This is a genomic window from Nonlabens ulvanivorans, assembly GCF_032922765.1.
In the GTDB taxonomy this organism is placed as follows: Bacteria; Bacteroidota; Bacteroidia; order Flavobacteriales; family Flavobacteriaceae; genus Nonlabens; species Nonlabens ulvanivorans.
The window spans coordinates 2,337,819-2,357,758 of the sequence record NZ_CP136694.1; the positions used below are offsets into that span (position 1 = coordinate 2,337,819).

The 19,940-nt window shown below is 36.5% G+C and carries 11 protein-coding genes; 6 read left to right on the plus strand and 5 right to left on the minus strand.

Annotated features, from left to right (window positions below; genetic code table 11):
- Positions 1 to 43: 43 nt before the first annotated feature.
- The 4 genes from R1T42_RS10560 to R1T42_RS10575 are packed head-to-tail and all read left to right on the plus strand — an operon-like array spanning position 44 to position 6,714.
- The gene (locus R1T42_RS10560; protein ID WP_042272590.1) at positions 44 to 658 is read left to right on the plus strand and encodes a TetR/AcrR family transcriptional regulator; all 615 of its coding nucleotides are present in this window, start codon (positions 44 to 46) and stop codon (positions 656 to 658) included.
- Entirely contained in the window at positions 659 to 2,029 is a 1,371-nt protein-coding gene (locus tag R1T42_RS10565; RefSeq protein WP_036583835.1) for a TolC family protein, read from the plus strand.
- Positions 2,030 to 2,053: 24 nt separating this feature from the next.
- Positions 2,054 to 3,211, plus strand: a complete 1,158-nt coding sequence (locus R1T42_RS10570; RefSeq protein ID WP_317290306.1) for an efflux RND transporter periplasmic adaptor subunit — start codon at positions 2,054 to 2,056, stop codon at positions 3,209 to 3,211.
- A 2-nt stretch (positions 3,212 to 3,213) separates the two neighbouring features.
- Positions 3,214 to 6,714: an efflux RND transporter permease subunit gene (locus R1T42_RS10575; protein ID WP_317290307.1), complete on the plus strand. Its 3,501-nt coding sequence runs from the start codon at positions 3,214 to 3,216 to the stop codon at positions 6,712 to 6,714.
- A gap of 338 nt (positions 6,715 to 7,052) precedes the next feature.
- Here R1T42_RS10575 and R1T42_RS10580 read toward each other — a convergent pair whose 3' ends face one another.
- The 3 genes from R1T42_RS10580 to R1T42_RS10590 all read right to left on the minus strand — a co-directional run bounded on the left by R1T42_RS10580 (position 7,053) and on the right by R1T42_RS10590 (position 13,477).
- The gene (locus R1T42_RS10580; RefSeq protein ID WP_317290308.1) at positions 7,053 to 9,314 is read right to left on the minus strand and encodes an inorganic phosphate transporter; all 2,262 of its coding nucleotides are present in this window, start codon (positions 9,312 to 9,314) and stop codon (positions 7,053 to 7,055) included.
- A gap of 195 nt (positions 9,315 to 9,509) precedes the next feature.
- Entirely contained in the window at positions 9,510 to 10,652 is a 1,143-nt protein-coding gene (locus R1T42_RS10585; protein WP_317290309.1) for a hypothetical protein, read from the minus strand.
- A gap of 89 nt (positions 10,653 to 10,741) precedes the next feature.
- On the minus strand, positions 10,742 to 13,477 hold the full coding sequence (locus tag R1T42_RS10590) for a TonB-dependent receptor (RefSeq protein WP_317290310.1): 2,736 nt from the start codon (positions 13,475 to 13,477) through the stop codon (positions 10,742 to 10,744).
- A gap of 158 nt (positions 13,478 to 13,635) precedes the next feature.
- Between R1T42_RS10590 and dgt the strand changes: the two genes are divergently transcribed.
- Both dgt and R1T42_RS10600 read left to right on the plus strand, forming a co-directional pair.
- Positions 13,636 to 14,970, plus strand: coding sequence for a dGTP triphosphohydrolase (gene dgt / locus R1T42_RS10595; protein WP_317290311.1), 1,335 nt, complete (start codon positions 13,636 to 13,638; stop codon positions 14,968 to 14,970).
- A 34-nt stretch (positions 14,971 to 15,004) separates the two neighbouring features.
- Positions 15,005 to 17,842 (plus strand): T9SS type A sorting domain-containing protein, encoded by a 2,838-nt coding sequence (locus R1T42_RS10600; RefSeq protein ID WP_317290312.1) that lies wholly within the window; start codon positions 15,005 to 15,007, stop codon positions 17,840 to 17,842.
- On the opposite strand, the gene R1T42_RS10605 is transcribed toward R1T42_RS10600, so the two are convergent.
- Both R1T42_RS10605 and R1T42_RS10610 read right to left on the minus strand, forming a co-directional pair.
- Entirely contained in the window at positions 17,832 to 19,601 is a 1,770-nt protein-coding gene (locus R1T42_RS10605; protein WP_317290313.1) for a 1-deoxy-D-xylulose-5-phosphate synthase, read from the minus strand. The two genes, R1T42_RS10600 and R1T42_RS10605, sit on opposite strands and share 11 nt — an antisense overlap.
- A gap of 49 nt (positions 19,602 to 19,650) precedes the next feature.
- Entirely contained in the window at positions 19,651 to 19,905 is a 255-nt protein-coding gene (locus tag R1T42_RS10610) for an energy transducer TonB (protein WP_317291865.1), read from the minus strand.
- Between the last annotated feature and the right edge of the window lie 35 nt (positions 19,906 to 19,940).

The following is a 19,940-nucleotide window of genomic DNA, read 5'->3' on the forward strand; positions in this document are numbered from 1 at the left end:
TAAAGTTTCCGCTGTTTATATTTGCAGCTGCTTAAATTAGAATATGACCGATATTAAAACTGAGATATTACAAAAATCTACTGAGATGTTCTTAGACCTAGGGTTTAAGAGTGTGACCATGGATGATATATCTTCAGAAATGGGTATGAGTAAAAAAACACTTTATAGTTACTTTAAAAATAAGGAAGAACTCATCACAGAGGTGACTCTTGCTATATCTAACACTATTTGTGGCGGCATAGATCACATATGCAGCACATCAACTAACCCGATTGAAGAGCTCTATGATATCAAAAAAATGGTATTAACATCTCTTAAAGGTGATAAATCATCACCTATTCATCAATTACAACGTTACTATCCACGTGTACATCAAAAGGTAACTGCTATACAGTTTGAGTATATGAAGGAATGCGTTAATAAAAATCTAGAACTAGGTATAGAGCAAGGTTTATATCGTGATAATCTAGATAAGGACTTTGTTTCTAGAATCTACTATGTAGGCTTACAAGGCATTAAGGACTTACACCTTTTTCCTAATACTCAATTTCCAGTTCAAAAACTTCATGACCACTATTTAGAGTATCACTTACGTGGTATCGTAACTCCAGCAGGACGTAAAATTCTCAACCTAATCACTAACACAAATCACGATTAAATGCCCTTAAAAATTAAAATAACATTATTGCTTTTTGGTCTCGCTTTCGCGAAAGCGTACAGCCAAGAAACTACACCATCCAGCTATAGCTTATCCTTGGAACAGGCTATCGAGCACGGATTAGAAAACAACTATCAATCTATTAACGCTAAACGCGATGTTGCTAAAGCTTTAAAGCAAAAATGGGAAACCACAGCAACAGGTCTACCACAAATCAATGGTGCTATTGATTACCAAAACCAATTGAAGCAACCGGTAACACCTTTACCAGCAGAACTTGCCGGTGGTACTCCTGGCACCTTTATACCTGTGGTTTTTGGGCCTAGACAAAACATGACTTTAACAGCTACATTAACCCAATTGATTTTTGACGGTTCATATATCGTTGCTTTAGAGGCTTCTAAAACTTTTCTAGATTTTTCTGAAAACGCAAATAACAAGACAAAACTAGAAGTCAGAAAAGGAATCATCAATGCTTATGGCGGTGTTTTACTCACGGAAGAAAACATAGACATTATCACTAAAAATCGCAATACGCTTGAAAAAAACTTAAATGAGACTACCAAAATCTTTGAAAATGGACTTGCCGAAGAAGAAGATGTTGAACAATTACAGATCACACTATCTCAACTAGATAATCAATTGAATAGTGCAAAGAGACAACGAGAGATTGCGCTAGACATGTTAAAACTAGCGTTAGGTATAGAACTTTCAACTCCTGTTACACTAACAGATGATCTTGAAGCATTAACCATGCGCAATATTGATCCATCTGTAACCGAGGAATCTTTAGAAATGGATAAATCGGTAGATTACCAGATTGCTTATAATTACACGCAACAACGACGCCTAGAACACAAACTAGAACTAGCAAAAGGGTTACCTACCGTGAGCGGTTTTATCAATTATGGAACCCAATCGTTTGATAGTGATTTTTCATTTTTCAATAGCAATCAACCATGGTATCAACAATCGGTAGCAGGTGTTAGTATTAACGTACCTATTTTCAGCTCTTTTGGTAGAAAAGCAGCACAGGACCGTACTAAAATAGCATGGGATCAAGCCGAGACTGATTTACAACGCACCATGGAAGAAATACGTCTTAACTATGCTACTGCAGTAAACAATTATCAAACAGCGATTGATAATTATACCACTAGCAAAGATAATCTAGCACTGGCAGAACGTATTGAGAACAAAAACACCATAAAATTCAGAGAAGGAATCGCCACCAGTTTTGACCTAAGACAGGCACAAACTCAATTATACAGCACACAAGCAGAGTATCTAAATAGTATGTATCAAGTAATTACAGAAAAAGCAAACCTGGAAACCATACTTAACCTACCCAATTACACAACCAAAAACTAAATTTCACCACTGAACATTCTTATCATGAAAAAAATATTAATCATACTTACAACAGCACTTATCGTTTCTTGTGGTGGTAAATCTCCTTCTATAGACGAGCTACTAGCGCAAGGTGATGAAAAAGCAATCGCAGCAAAGAAGACAGAGCTAAATAATCAAAAAGCGTCTATCGACGAAACTCTAAAAAAAATACAAGATTATCAAAACGAGCATGGTGATAAGCCTATCAATACACAGGTAAGTACGATGATTGTAAAAGACACTCTATTTGATCATTTTATAGAACTTCAAGGTAGTGTTGACACTAAACAAAACATCACCATAATGCCAGAGATGTCTGGATTGTTAACGCAAGTATATGTAAAAGAAGGACAGAAGGTTGTCGCTGGGCAAATTCTTGCAAAAATAGATGATGGTGGATTATCACAACAGATTCAACAAATGCAAGTACAAGAACAGCTTGCTAAGACCACTTTTGAGCGTCAAAAAAGATTATGGGATCAAAACATAGGTTCTGAAATCCAATTTTTGCAGGCAAAAGCTAATTATGAAGGACAAAGTAAAGCTATAAGTTCTATGCAACGTACTTTATCTAAAACTACCGTTAGAGCTCCTTTTGCTGGTACTATAGATGACGTCATTACAGAGCAAGGTAATGTGGTAAGTCCTGGTATGACTGCCTTATTCAGATTAGTGTCTTTAAAAGATATGTACATCAATGTAGATGTACCAGAAACGTACATTACCTCTATTAAAAAAGGTACTGAAGTAACTGTAGAATTCCCAGTACTTTCAGAAAAAATGGAAAGCACTATTAGACAGACCAGTAGTTATATTAATCCTGCAAATCGTTCATTCTCTATCGAGATACCTGTGGATAATAAAAGAGGTAACATAAAACCTAACCTTACTGCTAGATTGAAGATTAATGACTACACCTCTGAAAACGCTATTCTAGTGCCATTAAGTGTTATCAGTGAAAATCAAGAAGGTGAACAATATGTAATGATTGTTAATGAGTCTGAAGATGGAGTACAAGCGATAAGACGTAAAGTAACTACAGGTAAAGCTAGCGGTGACCTAATAGAAATAACTGAAGGGCTTAAAATAGGTGATCAAGTAATTACTGAAGGTGCACGTACCGTAAGAGAAGGACAATTAATAGACATTAAAAACTCTTAATCATGGCTACTAAAAAGAAAAGTGATAAAGAGTTTAAACTCTCCTCATGGGCCATAGACAACTCTACAGTTGTTTATGTAATGATGGCTATTATATTCTTCCTAGGTTTAAGTGCATACAATAATATGCCTAGAGAAGATTTTCCTGAAATTAAGGAAACTAAAATTTATATCTCAAGTGTATGGCCTGGTAACACGGCTGAAGATGTTGAAAGATTAATAACAGATCCATTAGAAGATAAATTAAAAAACATCTCTGGTGTTACCGAGACAGAATCGACTTCTCAAGAAGACTACTCGATTATTATTGTTGAATTTGATGAAGATATTGAAGTAGAGACGGCTAAACAACTTGTGAAAGATGAAGTAGACTCTGAAAGCGCAGGAGAAGACTGGCCTACTTTCAATAACAAGCCTGTTACACCTAATGTTTTTAATCTAACTTTAAGTGAAGAAATGCCAATAATGAATATCAACATTAAAGGTGATTATACAGTTAGAAAATTAAAAACCTATGCAGAGTATCTTGAGGATGAGATAGAAGATATAGAGCAAATTAAGCAGGTTGATATCCGTGGTGCTCAAGATCTAGAAGTTGAAATAGCAGTAGACATCTATAAAATGACTGCGGCACAAATAAGTTTTGATGACATCCTGAACACCGTACGTGGTGGAAATGCTACCGTTAGCGCAGGTAATTTAAAATCTAGCGGTCAGCGTCGTACCATAAGAATTGTTGGAGAGATAAGCGACCCAAAGGAGTTAGAAAACTTTGTGATTAAAAATGATAACGGACCGATTTACATAAGAGATGTTGCAACAATAACATTTAAAGAAGAAGACAAAAACACCTTTGCCCGTGAGTACGGTGATCAAGTAGTGATGCTAGATGTAAAAAAACGTTCTGGTAAAAACATGATTGTTGCAGCAGATGCTATTAGATCAATCGTTACAGAATCTCAAGAATCTGGTGCTTTACCAGCCGATCTTGATATAACAATCGCAAATGATCTTTCTTCAAAGACATTGAATCAGGTAGATGATTTAGTTAATAATATCATTTTCGGTATTTTACTAGTAGTAGGTGTTTTAATGTTCTTTTTAGGATTTAGAAACGCGCTATTTGTAGGGTTTGCAATACCTATGTCCATGTTCATGTCTTTTGCAATCATTAGCTTTTTTGGATACACCTTAAATACGATGATTCTTTTTGCCATGATTATGGGATTAGGAATGCTGGTTGACAACGGTATTGTAGTAGTTGAGAATGTATATCGATTGATGGATGAAGAAGGCATGTCTCGTATTGAGGCGGCTAAAAAAGGTGTTGGTGAGATTGCCATACCTATTATCATCTCCACACTCACGACCGTAGCAGCATTTGTACCATTAGGTTTATGGCCTGGATTGATGGGGCAATTCATGATTTATTTTCCTATAACTTTATCTATAGTTTTAGGTAGTTCCTTATTTGTTGCCATTTTCTTTAATTCAATGTTGGTTTCAAAATTCATGGAAATTGAAGATCGTAATCTAAGTGTAAAACAACTGCTATACCTGACGGCTATTATGGGAACCTTAGGGATATTTATTCTTATAGTCGGTGGACCTGTTAGAGGTTTAGGTAGTGTTATGGTATTAACAGTTATTCTTTTCTGGTTATACAAATACCTTATCAAACCATTAACACGTGGATTCCAAAAAACATTTCTTGCTTGGTTGGATAAAATCTATGAAAACTTTTTAAAGTTTGCCTTGAGCGGTATAAAACCTTATCTCTTTATAGGTGGTATGTTCATTATGTTTGTGGCTGTTTTAATGGCTTTCGGTAGCTCCATAGGATCTGGTAGGACAAAGATTGAGTTCTTCCCAGATAATAAGCCTAATCAGATTATAGTCTATGTAGAATATCCACAAGGAACTGCCATAGAAAAAACAAATCAGATTACTAAAGAAATTGAATCTCGTGTATTTGAAATTATTAATGCAGAGGAATATATGGAAGGTGACCGTAACTTTTTAGTAGAAAGTGCCGTGTCACAGGTAGGAATGGGCGCAGGAAATCCTCAAACTGATGGTGGAAGTGCTGCAGAAATGCCACATAAAGGTAAAATCACTGCAAGTATGCGTGAGTACAAATTCCGTAATGGAAAAGATAGTGAGGTGCTGCGCAAAAAAGTTCAAGAAGCACTAGCTGGTGTCTATCCAGGTGTATCTATTTCTGTAGAAAAAGATGCCGCCGGACCACCACAAGGCTATCCTGTAAACATCGAACTTGAAGGAAATGATTATGGTGAACTTATTGTAACTGCAGAGCAAATGGTGAAATTCCTTAATGCTCGTAACGTGGCTGGTGTAGACCAATTAAAAGTTGACGTTAACAGAAGTAAACCTTCTATGCTAGTGAGTGTCGATCGTGAAAAAGCAGGTGAACTAGGAGTTAGCAATAGTCAGGTAGGTATGCAATTGCGTCGTGCTGTCTTCGGAGAAAAAGCCGGAATTTATAAAAATGAAGGTGAAGACTATGATATCAATATCCGTTTTAATGAAGAGCAACGTTATGATCGCAGCGCTATTTTTAATCAACGCATCACTTTTAGAGACATGGCAACAGGACAGATTAAGGAAGTACCTGTAAGTGCTATTGCACAGCAAAAAAACACCTCTAGCTTCAGTGCTATAAAGCATAAAGATGCAAAACGTGTAGTAACCGTATATTCTGCTTTAAAACCAGGTTTTACTGATGCTGGTGCCGTTGTAGCAGACATCCAAAACGAGATGTTAGATTTTGAGACACCTAAGGATATTAAAATAGATTATACCGGTCAAATTGAAGAGCAAAATAAAGAAATGGCCTTTTTAATGAGTGCTTTATTTGGCGGATTATTTTTAATCTTCCTTATTCTTATTTTTCAATTCGGTTCTATTTCTAAACCTACTATAATCATGGTAGCAATTTTCTTAAGTTTCATAGGTGTATTCTTAGGTCTTATCGTTACAGGTGATTCTTTTGTCATATTAATGACTATGATGGGAATCATATCACTAGCTGGGATTGTTGTAAATAACGGTGTGGTACTGATCGATTATATAGACATACTTAAACTGCGCCGCAGAGAACAACTAGACCTAAAAGATGATGATATCATTAGTAAAGAAGACATGTTTAATGCTATCGTAAAAGGTGGTAAAGCACGTTTAAGACCTGTAATATTGACGGCTATAACAACTGTGCTAGGACTTATACCTCTCGCGATAGGTTTAAACATCAACTTTTTTACATTATTTAGCGAGTTTGACCCTAAGATATTTGTCGGTGGAGACAACGTAATTTTCTGGGGACCACTTGCCTGGACCGTGATATACGGATTGATATTTGCCACTTTCTTAACCTTAGTAATTGTACCGGTATTATTGTACATGGTTCACCGTATAAAACTTAGATGGAGAAGATTTAGATCTCCTAAAACTGTTAAAGTGGAAGAACATATAGAAGCAGCCTAGTTTATCCCTATAAAACTGGTTGTTAATAGAGCCCTTTTCTTTATTGAAAAGGGCTTTTTTGTGTCATTGCTTAAGCTACAAATGACTTGGATAGAATGCAATTACATTCCGCTTTTCAGATCATAAATAACATGTTTATTTAAATAAGACAAATGCTCTAAACCTGATGTAAATAACCCTTTTAGCTACTCATGTTACGCTTTCGCGAAAGCGTACTCCAATTTACCTTACCGCATAGAAAAGCTATTGTAGTAGGTGAAAGTGATTATTATTTCTTGATCAAACAAAAAATCCTGCCTTTTACAAGGCAGGATTTTTTATGATAGTCACGATACGTTTTAGTCTTCAAAACGTTTTGCGTCATACTCTGTATAATAGCGTTCTACTACATTCATCGCGGCATTCATGAGGTCGCGAGTTTCTAATAAAAGACCAAAGTATAAGGTCGTATTTTTAGGAGAATTCTCAGTGTCCTTTGTACGCTTTACTTGCTTATCAATCTTTTGATCAATTAGCCCTAGAAGCTCTTGTTTTAAAGTGATGATTTCAGCCAGTTTACCAAAGTCCTTTTTAGTAAAAATGGTTTGAGATACCGCAAATACTTCGTGACTTCTCAATATAATCTCTTTAAGATCTTTAATTTGAGTAAACTTTAAGCTCTTATGATTGTTATCGATGTGTGTCGTTGCAGATTTTGAAATATAATCTAGTGATTGTGATATATCCTGCAGGTTTCCTAGTACTTCAATATAGAACTTAGATGCACCTAGGTGTTGTTCATCTAGATTACGAATTAAATAAAAGATGTTATTGCGCAATCCATCAATCTCGCCACTTAACTTATTAGCCTCTTTCTTTGAGGATTTTAAGATATTTAAATCCTGTGATATTAATCCATCTAGTGTATTTTTATAAATACGCTTAGAACGTTTGAAAACCGCAGCAACATTTTCTGAACTTTCATCAATGATACCTTGAATGGTATTGCTCTCAGCCTTTTTAAGCTCTTCTGTTTCTTTTTCTACCAGTTGACTATTCTTATGATTTACAAAGCTGCGTACTAATAAGACAATGGCTACTACAACTAGACCTAGTATAGCATAGAATCCACCATAATAAATAATCAACGCAAATACTGCAGCCGCTGTAAAGGCACTAAATGCAGTGAAAAACCATCCACCTATTACATTAAGTACACCTGCTATACGATACACAGCACTTTCTGTTCCCCATGCTCGATCTGCTAGTGATGTTCCCATAGCAACCATAAATGTCACATAGGTAGTTGACAATGGTAATTTAAAAGAAGTGGCAATCGATATTAATATACTAGCTACCATAAGGTTAACACTTGCTCTCACATAATCAAAGGCAGGCTTATCAGCATGCTTAGGCACTACTGCTGGCTCTGGTAATTTTTCGAATCTAGAAGCAATATAATTAGTAGCTTTTTCAGGTAGAATATGCTGTATAGCCTCGGCAGCGTTAAGTGAGTAACGTACTAAAATTCTAGAAAGAGCATTAGATTGAAAACGTTCTGTACCACTATCTTGTCTTGCAAGATCTACTGATGTTTTTACAACGGCTTGTGCTTTTGAAGAGAACCACAAAGTAACCACCATAATAACTCCAGCAAGTACTAATAACCATTTATTTGATGGAAGTTTTTCCCCTAATGCTGCCATACCATAAGCTGTAGCTTCTACACCACTGCCACTCCAGGCTTCCCATGCTTGATAAGCACCTATAGGCACACCGATAAAGTTAACGAGGTCATTCCCAGCAAATGCCATTGCAAGTCCAAAAGTCCCTAGAATAATGATTAACTTATAGATATCCCATTTCATCACATATACATAAAGATAACTGAACAACATCCAAAATACCGTTGCCCATCCCACTAAAGTATATACATCTAAGCCATTTAAAAAGCTCGTTAAACCGCCTAAATCTGCTCCTTTTAAACCTTTAACAATGATAAAGTAAAACAAACTCGTTAAGGATAACCCACCAAAGAATCCAGCCAGATAAGCAGGCCTTTTAGGGTAATTAAAAGTAAGCATCAATCTAGATAAAAACTGTACTATAGCACCTATCGTAAAGGCAACCACTACAGATAGTAAAATCCCTAATATGATTTCTATAGCTTTATCACTAGCAATATATTTACCTAAATCCAGGATTGTTTCTCCAGCCTCACCTTCTCCATAAATTTTAATCAATGACATACAGACAGCGGCACCTAATAGTTCAAACACAATAGAAACTGTTGTAGAGGTAGGTAATCCCATGGAATTGAAAAAATCCAACAACAATATATCTGTGATCATCACGGCCATAAAGATGATCATGACCTCATCAAAATAGAACTCGCTAGGCACAAAAATCCCTTTACGCGCGACTTCCATCATACCACTAGAGGACAATGCTCCTACTGCGATACCTATACTGGCTATAATCATTATGGTTTTAAAGCTTATCGCTTTAGAACCTATAGCACTGTTTAAAAAGTTTACTGCATCATTACTTACTCCTACGACTAAGTCAGTGATGGCAAGGCCGGCAAGTATAACCAGCATATAAACATAAATATCTCCCATTTGAGGCTAATTTAAGAGTGCAAAAATCATACTTTATTAGTTACTGTACGTTACCTAAGTGTTATAAATTCATCTCACTTGTAAGATTCCGCTTTCGCGAAAGCGTATATCATCAAAACTTAAAGAACATAACCTAGTTTCATAAAAAAAGCCACTCTTATTGAGTGGCTTTTAATATGATTATGATTTGTATTCCTAGAAAACATATCCAGTCCAAGAAAATGCAGAAGTATCTGCTCCTGTATTTGAAGTTGTAACTGTAATCGTAGCTCCTGGTGCGTTTTTAAGATCTGTACCATCTGCAGTTCCACCAGCTGTTACATCAATAGAAGTAGCTGCTGTAGAATCACCTTTTGAATCTTCTAAATCTACAAAGTCAGATGCTGTTGCAGTTCCAGATGTACTTGCTAGTGCATTTGTAATTGTTGCAGTTGCACCACGACGTACTTTAATCAAGTCTGAAAAGTCTACTGTATTTGCTTCATGACGTATCGTTAATCCATTGATTGTAAATACAGATTGATTTAAATCAGTTGGCGAATTTCCATCTAAGTTACCATCTGCTTCTATACCTCTTGGGTCAGAAGTCACAGCGTTATAACCATTTTCACGTATTCCATAAAGATTAGTACATGTACCTCTATAACCTTGTGTAAAGTCAAACATATCGTCTTTTGCATTCAACACAAAGATGTTAGATGCATTTACAGATCCACCGAAGAATTCAATACCATCATCATCACCGTTTGCAATCCAAATGTTAGAAAGAGTTGTACCTGAACCAACGCCGTTTAGAGTTAATCCATTATGCTCTGCCTCACCATCTATACGTGCTCCTGTATATTCAATAATAACATATTGCATAGATCCTGAACTATCAGCATCATCAGACCCACCAAATAATAAACTTGCGTTTACTTCAGTTCCTGCCTCATTACCAGTAGCTGCCTGACCAGAGATTAATGCTTTACCATTTAAGATAATTCCACCCCAAGCAGCAGGAGTTTGTTGCGTACTTGTAAACTTAATAGGTGATGCAGCAGTCCCATTTGCAATAATTTTACCACCAGTTTCTACTAAAAGATAAACAGATGTTCCACCAGCTTGTGCTGTTATTGTAGTTCCTGCCTCAATAGTTAAAGTAGTTCCACTTTTCACAAATAAGGGTCCATTTAATACATAAGGATTCCCAGCAGTAAGCGTTGTGTTTTCAATAAGGTTTCCAGAAAGAATAAAGTCGTTCTGAGTTCCACCACCTACGATTTCAATATCATCGGTTTCACAAGATGTGAATACCATTGCTGCAAGAGCCACTAATAAAAGAGATAATTTTTTCATGATTGTTTTGTTAATTAGGTTCTTTTTTTGATTGGTACAAATTAAGAGCCATAAATTGTAAAAGGTGTTAAGCAAACTTTACCAAAGGATTAAAACTGATAGCTGTATCCTAAGCTAATGTCAAGCCCACGTTTATACTGACTTAAGATAACGTTACCTAATCCTCCATTACCTTCACGCTCTAGACGATACTCTGGATTCAATAAGTTTCTTGCTTTAAGAGATAATTTACTTTTTTCAGTAAGACCTATAGAACCAACAAAATCTAAAGTAGGAACTCCTATTTCATTGATATTCTCGAATCCTCTAGTACCAACAGAATAAACTCTTTCTGAGAAGTAACTAAATACTAGAGCCGTATTAACACTACTCTTATTAATATAGGTATTGTAGTTCAGATCAAAGTTTACTAACACAGGCGCTGCTCCTTGCAACTGACTGGTTGAATTGGTAAACTGTGCCAATGGATTTACTTGATCTTGCTCACTATGAATATAAGAAGCGTTAAACCCAAATGCTAATTTATTTTCACGTGTTACATCATAGCCAGCCTCTGGAAGTTCTTTTACAAATATATTTTTACGCAGTTCTAATTCAACTCCTAATACTGTTGCTTGATCACCTACATTAAGATAAGTTAGTGTGTTACCACCACTAGGAATTTCAGTTCTAGCGATTGGGTTATCAATGATTTTATAGAATCCTGTAAGAGAGAATAACTCACCTTTTGCAGGGTAGAATTCATAAGCAAGATCAAAGTTTGAGACTTTAGAGATCTGTAAGTCTCTATTACCTTGTGTTGCAGTTCCTCCTGGATTATCATATCTAAATGGAGCGGTTTCCTTAAATCTAGGCATGATATAAGATTGGCTACCTGCGATTCTGAAAATGTTTTTATCATTTGCAGTGTACTTAAACCCTAAACTAGGCAAGAATAAGTTTTCATTAATTTCAGCAAGACCTTCATTTGCACTGCTTGCAATGTTTGTATCGTACTCTACTTCTTGAGAAACGGTCTCATACCTTAAACCAGCATTCATTAATAGCTTATCAGTAAAGCCTTTTACATAATTACCTTGACCTGCAAATAATACTTTATCACCTATATAATAAAAAGGATTAAACGCCTGTGGATTGATAGCACTACCACGGCCTGTTTCTAACCTAAAGTTTCCATTATTGATATTAGGTTGATTGAATACCGCATCAGGATTATCAATATCTATAGCGATGCGAGTATCAAAAGTGTGGTTAAATATCGTTGCTTGAAAAACGTGGTGCGTCCATCTTACATCTCCACCAACGGTGAAATAATTCAAACGATCATCTTCATCATTAGTGTTTAAGTCATATCTCAAATTTACGTTTGCGTTATAATCGTTCTCTTGTATCTTACTGAAATAACGTTGATTATTACCACCAGAATCTATATTAGGAGAATAAAAACCATCTCTCAATAAATATTCAAAATTTCTACGATCCGGCTCACTACCTCTTAAGGCATTAAAAGCACCTTTTACGTCTAGTTCAAGACGATCAGATAATTCAAAGTGAGTAAGTAATTGATTTACATAAAGATTGTTATCATTAGTCTGTTGTCTGTTCACATAGACTAAATCACCATCTTGCTCTGGATTATTAAAACCATTATAATCTTCAAAGCTTTGTGTGTTTTTATGAATATACATTGATATCCATTCTATTTTGTTTTTACCAAAGCGATAATCTAAATCTACCTGACCTATTTGAGAAGTCTCATATTGATATTTTTGAAAATCTTGATCTAAGAAAACATTACCTGTACTACCTGTATTACGTATTGTACCGTCGACAAATCTATATCCATTATCAAAAGTGACCAGCCCATAAACATTTAAGTAATTATCACCGATGTCAAATCTTTTTCCTCCCTTTAAAGAAAGACCTAAATTGATTAAATTGTTTTGATTTGTGGCAGTAAGCTTATTATCAAACCCGTAAACATTTAGATTATTAACTGGCAGTTCTGCATCACTAAACCCAAAGTAACCTTCACCATCAATACCTTTAAAATCTTCACCTATAGTTTGCAAGTTTGCACCTGTAGAAAAACTAACTGCTAGATCCTTTCTACCAGATAGTCCTTTCAGGTCAATATTTACATTTGCACCAGCAACATCTGCTCCTAGCTCTGATGTAAAAACTTTATTGATATCAACAGATTCTATTAAATCAGACCCAAAAAAGTCTAAAGCAATGTTTTTATATTCTGGATCTTCGGATGGTAGTGGCAATCCATTTAAAGAAGTAGAGTTATAACGATCACCCAATCCACGCACAAATACATTCTTAACACCTTGTTGTTTTGAAACACCACTTACCTTCGTAACGGCTCCTTCTGCATCACTCACACCTTTTTGAGACAACTCTTCAGCACCTATCGACTGCACGATGGTAACTGCTTTCTTTTTCTCTTCAATAAGTGCCGCCGCACTTTCACGAGTTTTAGTAACTGTGATCACAATATCATCTAGGGCTGCAGCCTCTGCAATCATAGGTATCACAATATTTGTAGTAGTACCAGTAGCAACCGTTACAGGCGTTTCAACTGCTTGCATACCAACAAAGGTCACAACAAGAGTATAAGTTCCTGGCGCAATAGAAATAGTAAACTTACCGTCCATATCAGATTGAGCACCTTTAGTTGTACCTTTTACTTGTACAGAAGCAAAAGCCACAGGCTCATCATTATAATCCTTATCTATAATCGTCCCGGCTATAGTTCCGTTTTGCGCTGACGCTAAGGCAGTTACAAAAAATAATAAAATAAAAACTAACTTGTTCATTATGTGTTATTTATATTTTGCAAATAAACATCAGTAAACGACGCAAACAGGTTATGTGAACATTAACTATCTGCATAGGAATTGTTAAGAAATGGTAAATCTTTATAGGCCTGTTTTTATGGTTTAGCCTTCTTATATTGCAGCCTTAAAGCATCATCATGAATTGGGAAAACCTACTATCCTTAAAAAGACACGGCGACACAGCACCTAGACCTAGAAAATTACAAGATGAATTACGACTGGGTTTTGAAGTAGACTATGATCGAGTGATATTCTCGCAACATTTCCGCAGTTTACAAGATAAAACACAGGTGATCCCATTAAGCCAGACAGGCTTTGTACACACTAGATTAACGCACAGTCTAGAAGTATCTGTAGTAGGTCGTTCCTTAGGCCGTATGGCTGGACAACGCATATTAGAAAAGCACCCATCATTAGTAGAAGCAGGATATAAAATGCAGGATTTTGGTGCCATCGTTGCGGCTGCATCATTAGCGCATGATATCGGTAATCCACCATTCGGTCATAGTGGAGAGAAAGCCATAGGTAGTTACTTCTCAAGTGGTAAAGGAAAGGTTTTTATGGATTCGCTTTCGCGAAAGCAACAACAAGACCTCATCGATTATGAAGGAAACGCAAATGGATACCGACTACTCAATCTAGATTCTCCAGGAACTCCTGGCGGCTTAAGATTGTCGTATGCCACTTTAGGCGCTTTTACAAAATACCCTAAAGAATCTTTACCATTAAAGCCGACTAATCACATATCCCAAAAGAAATTTGGTGTTTTTCAAGCAGATCTAGAACACTTTAAAGATGTCGCTCAAGAGTTAGGAATTAAAAATAATGACTCTAGCATAGAACCTTACATGCGTCATCCACTCACCTACCTAGTTGAAGCTGCAGATGATATTTGCTACACTATCATAGACTTTGAAGACGGAATTAATCTAGGCTGGATTCCTGAAGATTTTGCTTTGGAATACCTAATTAATTTGGTGCGCAAGAATATTAAGTCAGAAGTCTACTCACAATTAACCTCTACCGCAGAAAGATTAACCTACCTAAGGTCACTCGCTATCAATAACCTGATTACTGATTGTGTAGATGTATTTATGGATAATGAAGAGGCTATTCTTAACGGTACTTATACACACGCCCTAACTGATAAGTCCCAGTTTAAACCACAAATAGATGATATTCTTGCGATTACTATAGAAAAGGTATATCGTAACGAAGAAGTGATCCAAAAAGAAATCGCTGGTTATAAAATATTGACAGATATACTGCATGCGGTCATTACCGCTACCGTTAATGATCTAGAAGATAATAAATCGATTTATGATAAGCTTATATTAAATACCTGTACAGGATTGCAAGTAAACACCTCATCGTTATATGAGCGCATTTTAAATGCTTGTGGTTATGTGGCTTCATTAACTGATAGTAGAGCATTACAACTCTTCAGTGTTATCAATGGATCTATTAAATAAAGAGCTTTTTGTATCTTTAAAAATATAATTTTTTATGAAAAAGTATATTCTACTATCTGTAATTGCCGTGACTGCGATAATTACATTTCTGTTTATCATTAACCCTACAACAGAACCATTGAGCGAAATCGCTCTTAAAAGACAGCAGCACAAAGAATTTCTAAACAATAGTCCTTTTAAAGAAACTAGAAATCTTTCTAAAGAGAAACGCAAGAAACTAAGCCTGCCACCTAATGCTTATAATGAGAGAGAATGGGAACTAACCATGAATCCTGTATTAGGAATTCCTACTCCTTTTTTAGTAGAATCTACGACTCCAAGTTTATATACTACCCTAGGTGCGCCAGGTAATAATACCACACCATGGCAAGAACGAGGACCTTTAAATACTGGTGGTAGAACGCGTGTTGTGTTTTTTGACCCTACTGATGTAGGGGCAAATAATGGTGATGGCGTCGATTACAATCGTGTTTTTGCCGGTGGCGTTGGTGGCGGACTATGGATCAATAATGACATCACTAGTGCAACATCAACATGGAATATAATACCAGGTATCGCAGGTGACTTAAGTGTTAATGCATATGCATTAGACCCTAATGACTCATCCACCTTTTATATAGGTACAGGAGAACAATATGCACAAGGTGCTGCAATAGGTAATGGTGTTTATAAAACTACAGATGGTGGTTCTACTTGGTCTCAAGTTAACATACAACCAGCAGGATCAGGTACTGTAAGTGGCGGCGGCTCTTTATTTAAGTCAGGATTATTTACCGTTAATGATATTGCGATAAGAGACGTTAATGGTACTAGTGAAATCTATATAGGTGTAGGTTCTACTTTTTATGCCGCACCTAATGGTAATATCGCTAATCCTTCAAATATTCTGGGAGCTCAAAACGCTGGATTATACCGCAGTGTAGATGATGGGGCAACATGGACACGTATTGAAAATCCTGCTTTATCATTTAGTTTTTCCGGACTCACCTTTTATGTATCGCCTAACGATTTTGAAATAGGAGCAGACAATACCTTATTTATGGGATCAATCGCTTCTCCAGGTATAGGTCAAGGTGGCGGAAGAATCTATTCTAGTACTGATGGAACTAACTGGACACTCGATCAATTTATAGCCTCTACAGATCGTGTTGAGCTTGCCACTTCTCCTACAAACGCTAATCTTATTTATGCAGCAGTTGATGCCGCAGCTGGAGCAGATTTATACATCTCAACAGACAAGTTAACTACAATTACTGCCTTAAATGAACCTAATGATGCAGATAACAGCATCTCTGCAACAGACTTTACTAGAGGACAAGCTTTTTATGATTTAGTAATTGAAACTGATCCTACAAATGACCAAATCATCTATGCTGGTGGAATCGATTTACATAGATCTGCAAACGGTGGAAATAATTGGAATCAAATTTCAAAATGGTCAGAAAACCCTAACCTTAATGGATTAAATGTCCCTTTTATTCATGCAGATGTACATGCTTTAACCTTTAGACCAGGACTGAATAATGAAGCAATTATTGGGTCTGATGGTGGTGTATCATATGCCAACTCATTGAGTGGCGCATTATCATCGCCTAACGCGATAGCAAATAGAAATAACGGTTATAATGTGACACAATTCTATTATGGAGATATTGCAGACACTGATGTTGCAGATGGTGATGACTTTGCCGGTGGAACTCAAGATAACGGCTCACAACTTACTAATGATGCACCAGCCAATGGATTGACACCATTCTTTGATCCTATAGGTGGTGACGGAGCTTACACTAACATTGACAAAGACGGTAATTATGTAGTCTTATCAGTTACTGGACAAACACACCTTTATGCAGATTATCCAATTCCTCCAGGCAGCACGATTAACTCACTATTCGGGACTGGTAGCCTATATGCTATCTCTCAAGGTAGTGGTGGTGATTTTATTAACGTCGCAGAACTAGATGAAAATCTAGATGTATTTTTTGCAAACGGCGCTACCTTTAATGGGGCAAACGGCATATTAGTTTGTGCATTAGGACCTAATGCTGCAAGCTGCAATACAATTACCAATGCTTTGATAAGTTCTTCAAGACCTACTGCAATGAAGGTTTCTCCTTTTACCATTACATCGACCAAATTATTTTTAGGAACGATAGATTCTAGACTAATAATGGTTGATAATGCCAACACAGCATCTCCTGTTTGGACAGAAATTACAGGATCTCAATTTTTAGGTTCAGTGTCTGACATAGAATTTGGTGCCACAGAGCAAGAGATTTTAATCACCATGCATAATTACGGAGTAGACAGCGTATGGTATAGTACAGATGGTGGTACCACATGGGCCAGTAAAGAAGGTAATCTACCAGATATACCCGTAAAAGCTATTCTTAAAAACCCATTACTGGCAGAAGAAGTGATCATAGGAACGGAAGAAGGAATTTATGTTACAGGCGATTTCAATAGCGCAAGCCCAACATGGACCCAAACTAATAACGGTATGACTAGTGTAAAGGTGGTTGACCTAGATTTAAGAGTTAGTGATAACACTATACTAGCCTCTACACATGGGCGTGGAATGTTTACAGGACAATTCAATACTCTAGGGTTTGAGGAGTCACAAATCTCTCAAAATAATACAAAACTCTTCCCGACTATAAATAATGGAACGATCAACTTAGTTTCAGGCACAGCGTTAGATAACGCTCAGGTGACTATTTACAATTTAAGTGGTCAAGAAGTTTACAATGAAATGATGAATCTATCTAGTCAGCAACAAAGCATATCATTAACTCAGCCTGCAAGTGGTATTTATATTGTGAATATCAAATCAAGCAGTTACAACCAAAGCTTAAAAATGATTATCGAGTAGATAAATCACTGATTAAATTAAATACGGTCTCACTATCAATTCCAGCTATTTTATGCAGGTCTTTTGTGGGACCATGTTGTATAAATGCATCTGGGATTCCTAGTTTATAGATGTTGTTTTTATACGCTTTCGCGGAAGCGTAATCTACTACCATACTGCCTAATCCACCTATAATGGTTCCATCTTCTATAGTGATAATGTGCTCGTGCTGCTCAAAAATATCATCTAACATATCGTGGTCAAACGGTTTTAAGAAACGCATATCTACATGAGTGACATCAAGTTCTTCATCACTGATTAAATCATCTATCATTGCTCCTATAGAACCTATAGAAAGAACAGCGATCTTAGTACCTAAATGAATCACACGAGACTGACCAATTGGTAGTTTCTGAAAAGGTTGTTGCCAGTTCAATATACGACCACGACCACGAGGATACCTGATCGCTATAGGTAACTCAAGACCTAATTGCGCGGTATACATCATATTCCTTAACTCGATGGCATCCATAGGCGCAGCAATAATTAAATCTGGAATACAATTTAAATAAGCAAGATCAAAATTACCATGGTGAGTCGCTCCATCTTGACCTACTAAACCGGCACGATCCAGACAGAAAACAACAGGTAATTTTTGCAATGCTACATCATGAATAACTTGATCATAGGCACGTTGTAAAAAAGTAGAATAAATATTACAAAAAGGAACTAATCCTTGTGTAGCCATTCCTGCCGCAAGTGTTACGGCGTGCTGCTCTGCAATTCCGACATCAAATGCACGATCAGGCATAGCATTCATCATGATCTTCATGGAACTTCCAGTAGGCATTGCTGGCGTGATCCCTATGATATTCTCGTTTTGCTCAGCAAGTTCTACAATGGTATTTCCAAAAACTTCTTGAAACTTAGGTGGTAATAAACTTGTATCTGCTGGAGCGATATCACCTGTCGTTCTATCAAATTTCCCTGGAGCGTGATAGCGTACTTGATCAATTTCTGCCTGTTTAAGACCTTTCCCTTTGGTGGTTCTTACGTGGAGTAATCGTGGACCTTTAAGAGATTTTTGCCTCTTTAATTCTTTTAATAAAAGTGGTAAGTCATGCCCATCGATAGGACCAGAATAATCAAAATTTAACGATTCAAATATATTATCGCGACCTGTTTCTTTTCCAGATTTGGTCTTAGTAAGGTAATCTTTTAATGCACCTACGGCAGGATCTATTCCGATAGCATTATCGTTAAGAATCACCAATAAATCTGCATCGCTTACTCCTGCATGATTGAGCGCTTCAAATGCCATACCGCTGGCAATACTAGCATCACCTACTACAGCAATGTGTTTTCTGTCGATTCCTCTCAACTGGCTAGCCATCGCCATTCCTAGTGCAGCACTGATAGAAGTAGAACTGTGACCTACTCCAAAGGTGTCATAAACACTTTCATCTCTTTTAGGAAATCCAGAGATACCGTTCAAGTCTCTGTTCGTACGAAAAACATCTCGCCTACCTGTCAATATTTTATGGCCATAAGCCTGATGACCTACATCCCAAACCAGTAAATCTTCTGGCGTATCAAACACATAGTGTAACGCAATGGTGAGCTCTATAACTCCTAGACTTGCACCTAAATGACCTTCTTTAGTAGCCACTACCTCAATAATAAAATCGCGCAATTCTTGAGCAATTTGCGGCAATTGATTAACATCACAACCTTTTAAATCGGCTGGTGAGTTAATTTGAGAAAGTAGTGTTTGAGACATGCCTCAAAGGTAAGATGAAAACTAATTTTTTGATGAGTTGATGTGCTGATTATTTAATTTCAAATATTATCGGCAAGGAATATATTACTGTTGTTACTTCTCCATTTTGTTTTCCTGGTATAAAATCTGGCAATAGAGCAAGAACTCTTCTTGTTTCCTTTTCTAACTGATCTTGAGGAGCTCTAACTTTCACATCTACTATTTTCCCCTTTTCATTTATCGAGAATTGTGTGGTTATCTTTTGTCTTCCTTCTAAGTTTAAACAAACAGCAGTATTAAAATGCCGGTCAACATGCTCATTAATTTTACTTTGAAAATATTTCCTAGACTCTTCTTCAC

Coding starts and splice junctions, on each gene's coding strand:
- R1T42_RS10560 (WP_042272590.1), top strand. CDS start 44: ATGACCGATATTAAAACTGAGATATTACAAAAATCTACTGAGATGTTC.
- R1T42_RS10565 (WP_036583835.1), top strand. CDS start 659: ATGCCCTTAAAAATTAAAATAACATTATTGCTTTTTGGTCTCGCTTTC.
- R1T42_RS10570 (WP_317290306.1), top strand. CDS start 2,054: ATGAAAAAAATATTAATCATACTTACAACAGCACTTATCGTTTCTTGT.
- R1T42_RS10575 (WP_317290307.1), top strand. CDS start 3,214: ATGGCTACTAAAAAGAAAAGTGATAAAGAGTTTAAACTCTCCTCATGG.
- R1T42_RS10580 (WP_317290308.1), bottom strand. CDS start 9,314: ATGGGAGATATTTATGTTTATATGCTGGTTATACTTGCCGGCCTTGCC.
- R1T42_RS10585 (WP_317290309.1), bottom strand. CDS start 10,652: ATGAAAAAATTATCTCTTTTATTAGTGGCTCTTGCAGCAATGGTATTC.
- R1T42_RS10590 (WP_317290310.1), bottom strand. CDS start 13,477: ATGAACAAGTTAGTTTTTATTTTATTATTTTTTGTAACTGCCTTAGCG.
- dgt (WP_317290311.1), top strand. CDS start 13,636: ATGAATTGGGAAAACCTACTATCCTTAAAAAGACACGGCGACACAGCA.
- R1T42_RS10600 (WP_317290312.1), top strand. CDS start 15,005: ATGAAAAAGTATATTCTACTATCTGTAATTGCCGTGACTGCGATAATT.
- R1T42_RS10605 (WP_317290313.1), bottom strand. CDS start 19,601: ATGTCTCAAACACTACTTTCTCAAATTAACTCACCAGCCGATTTAAAA.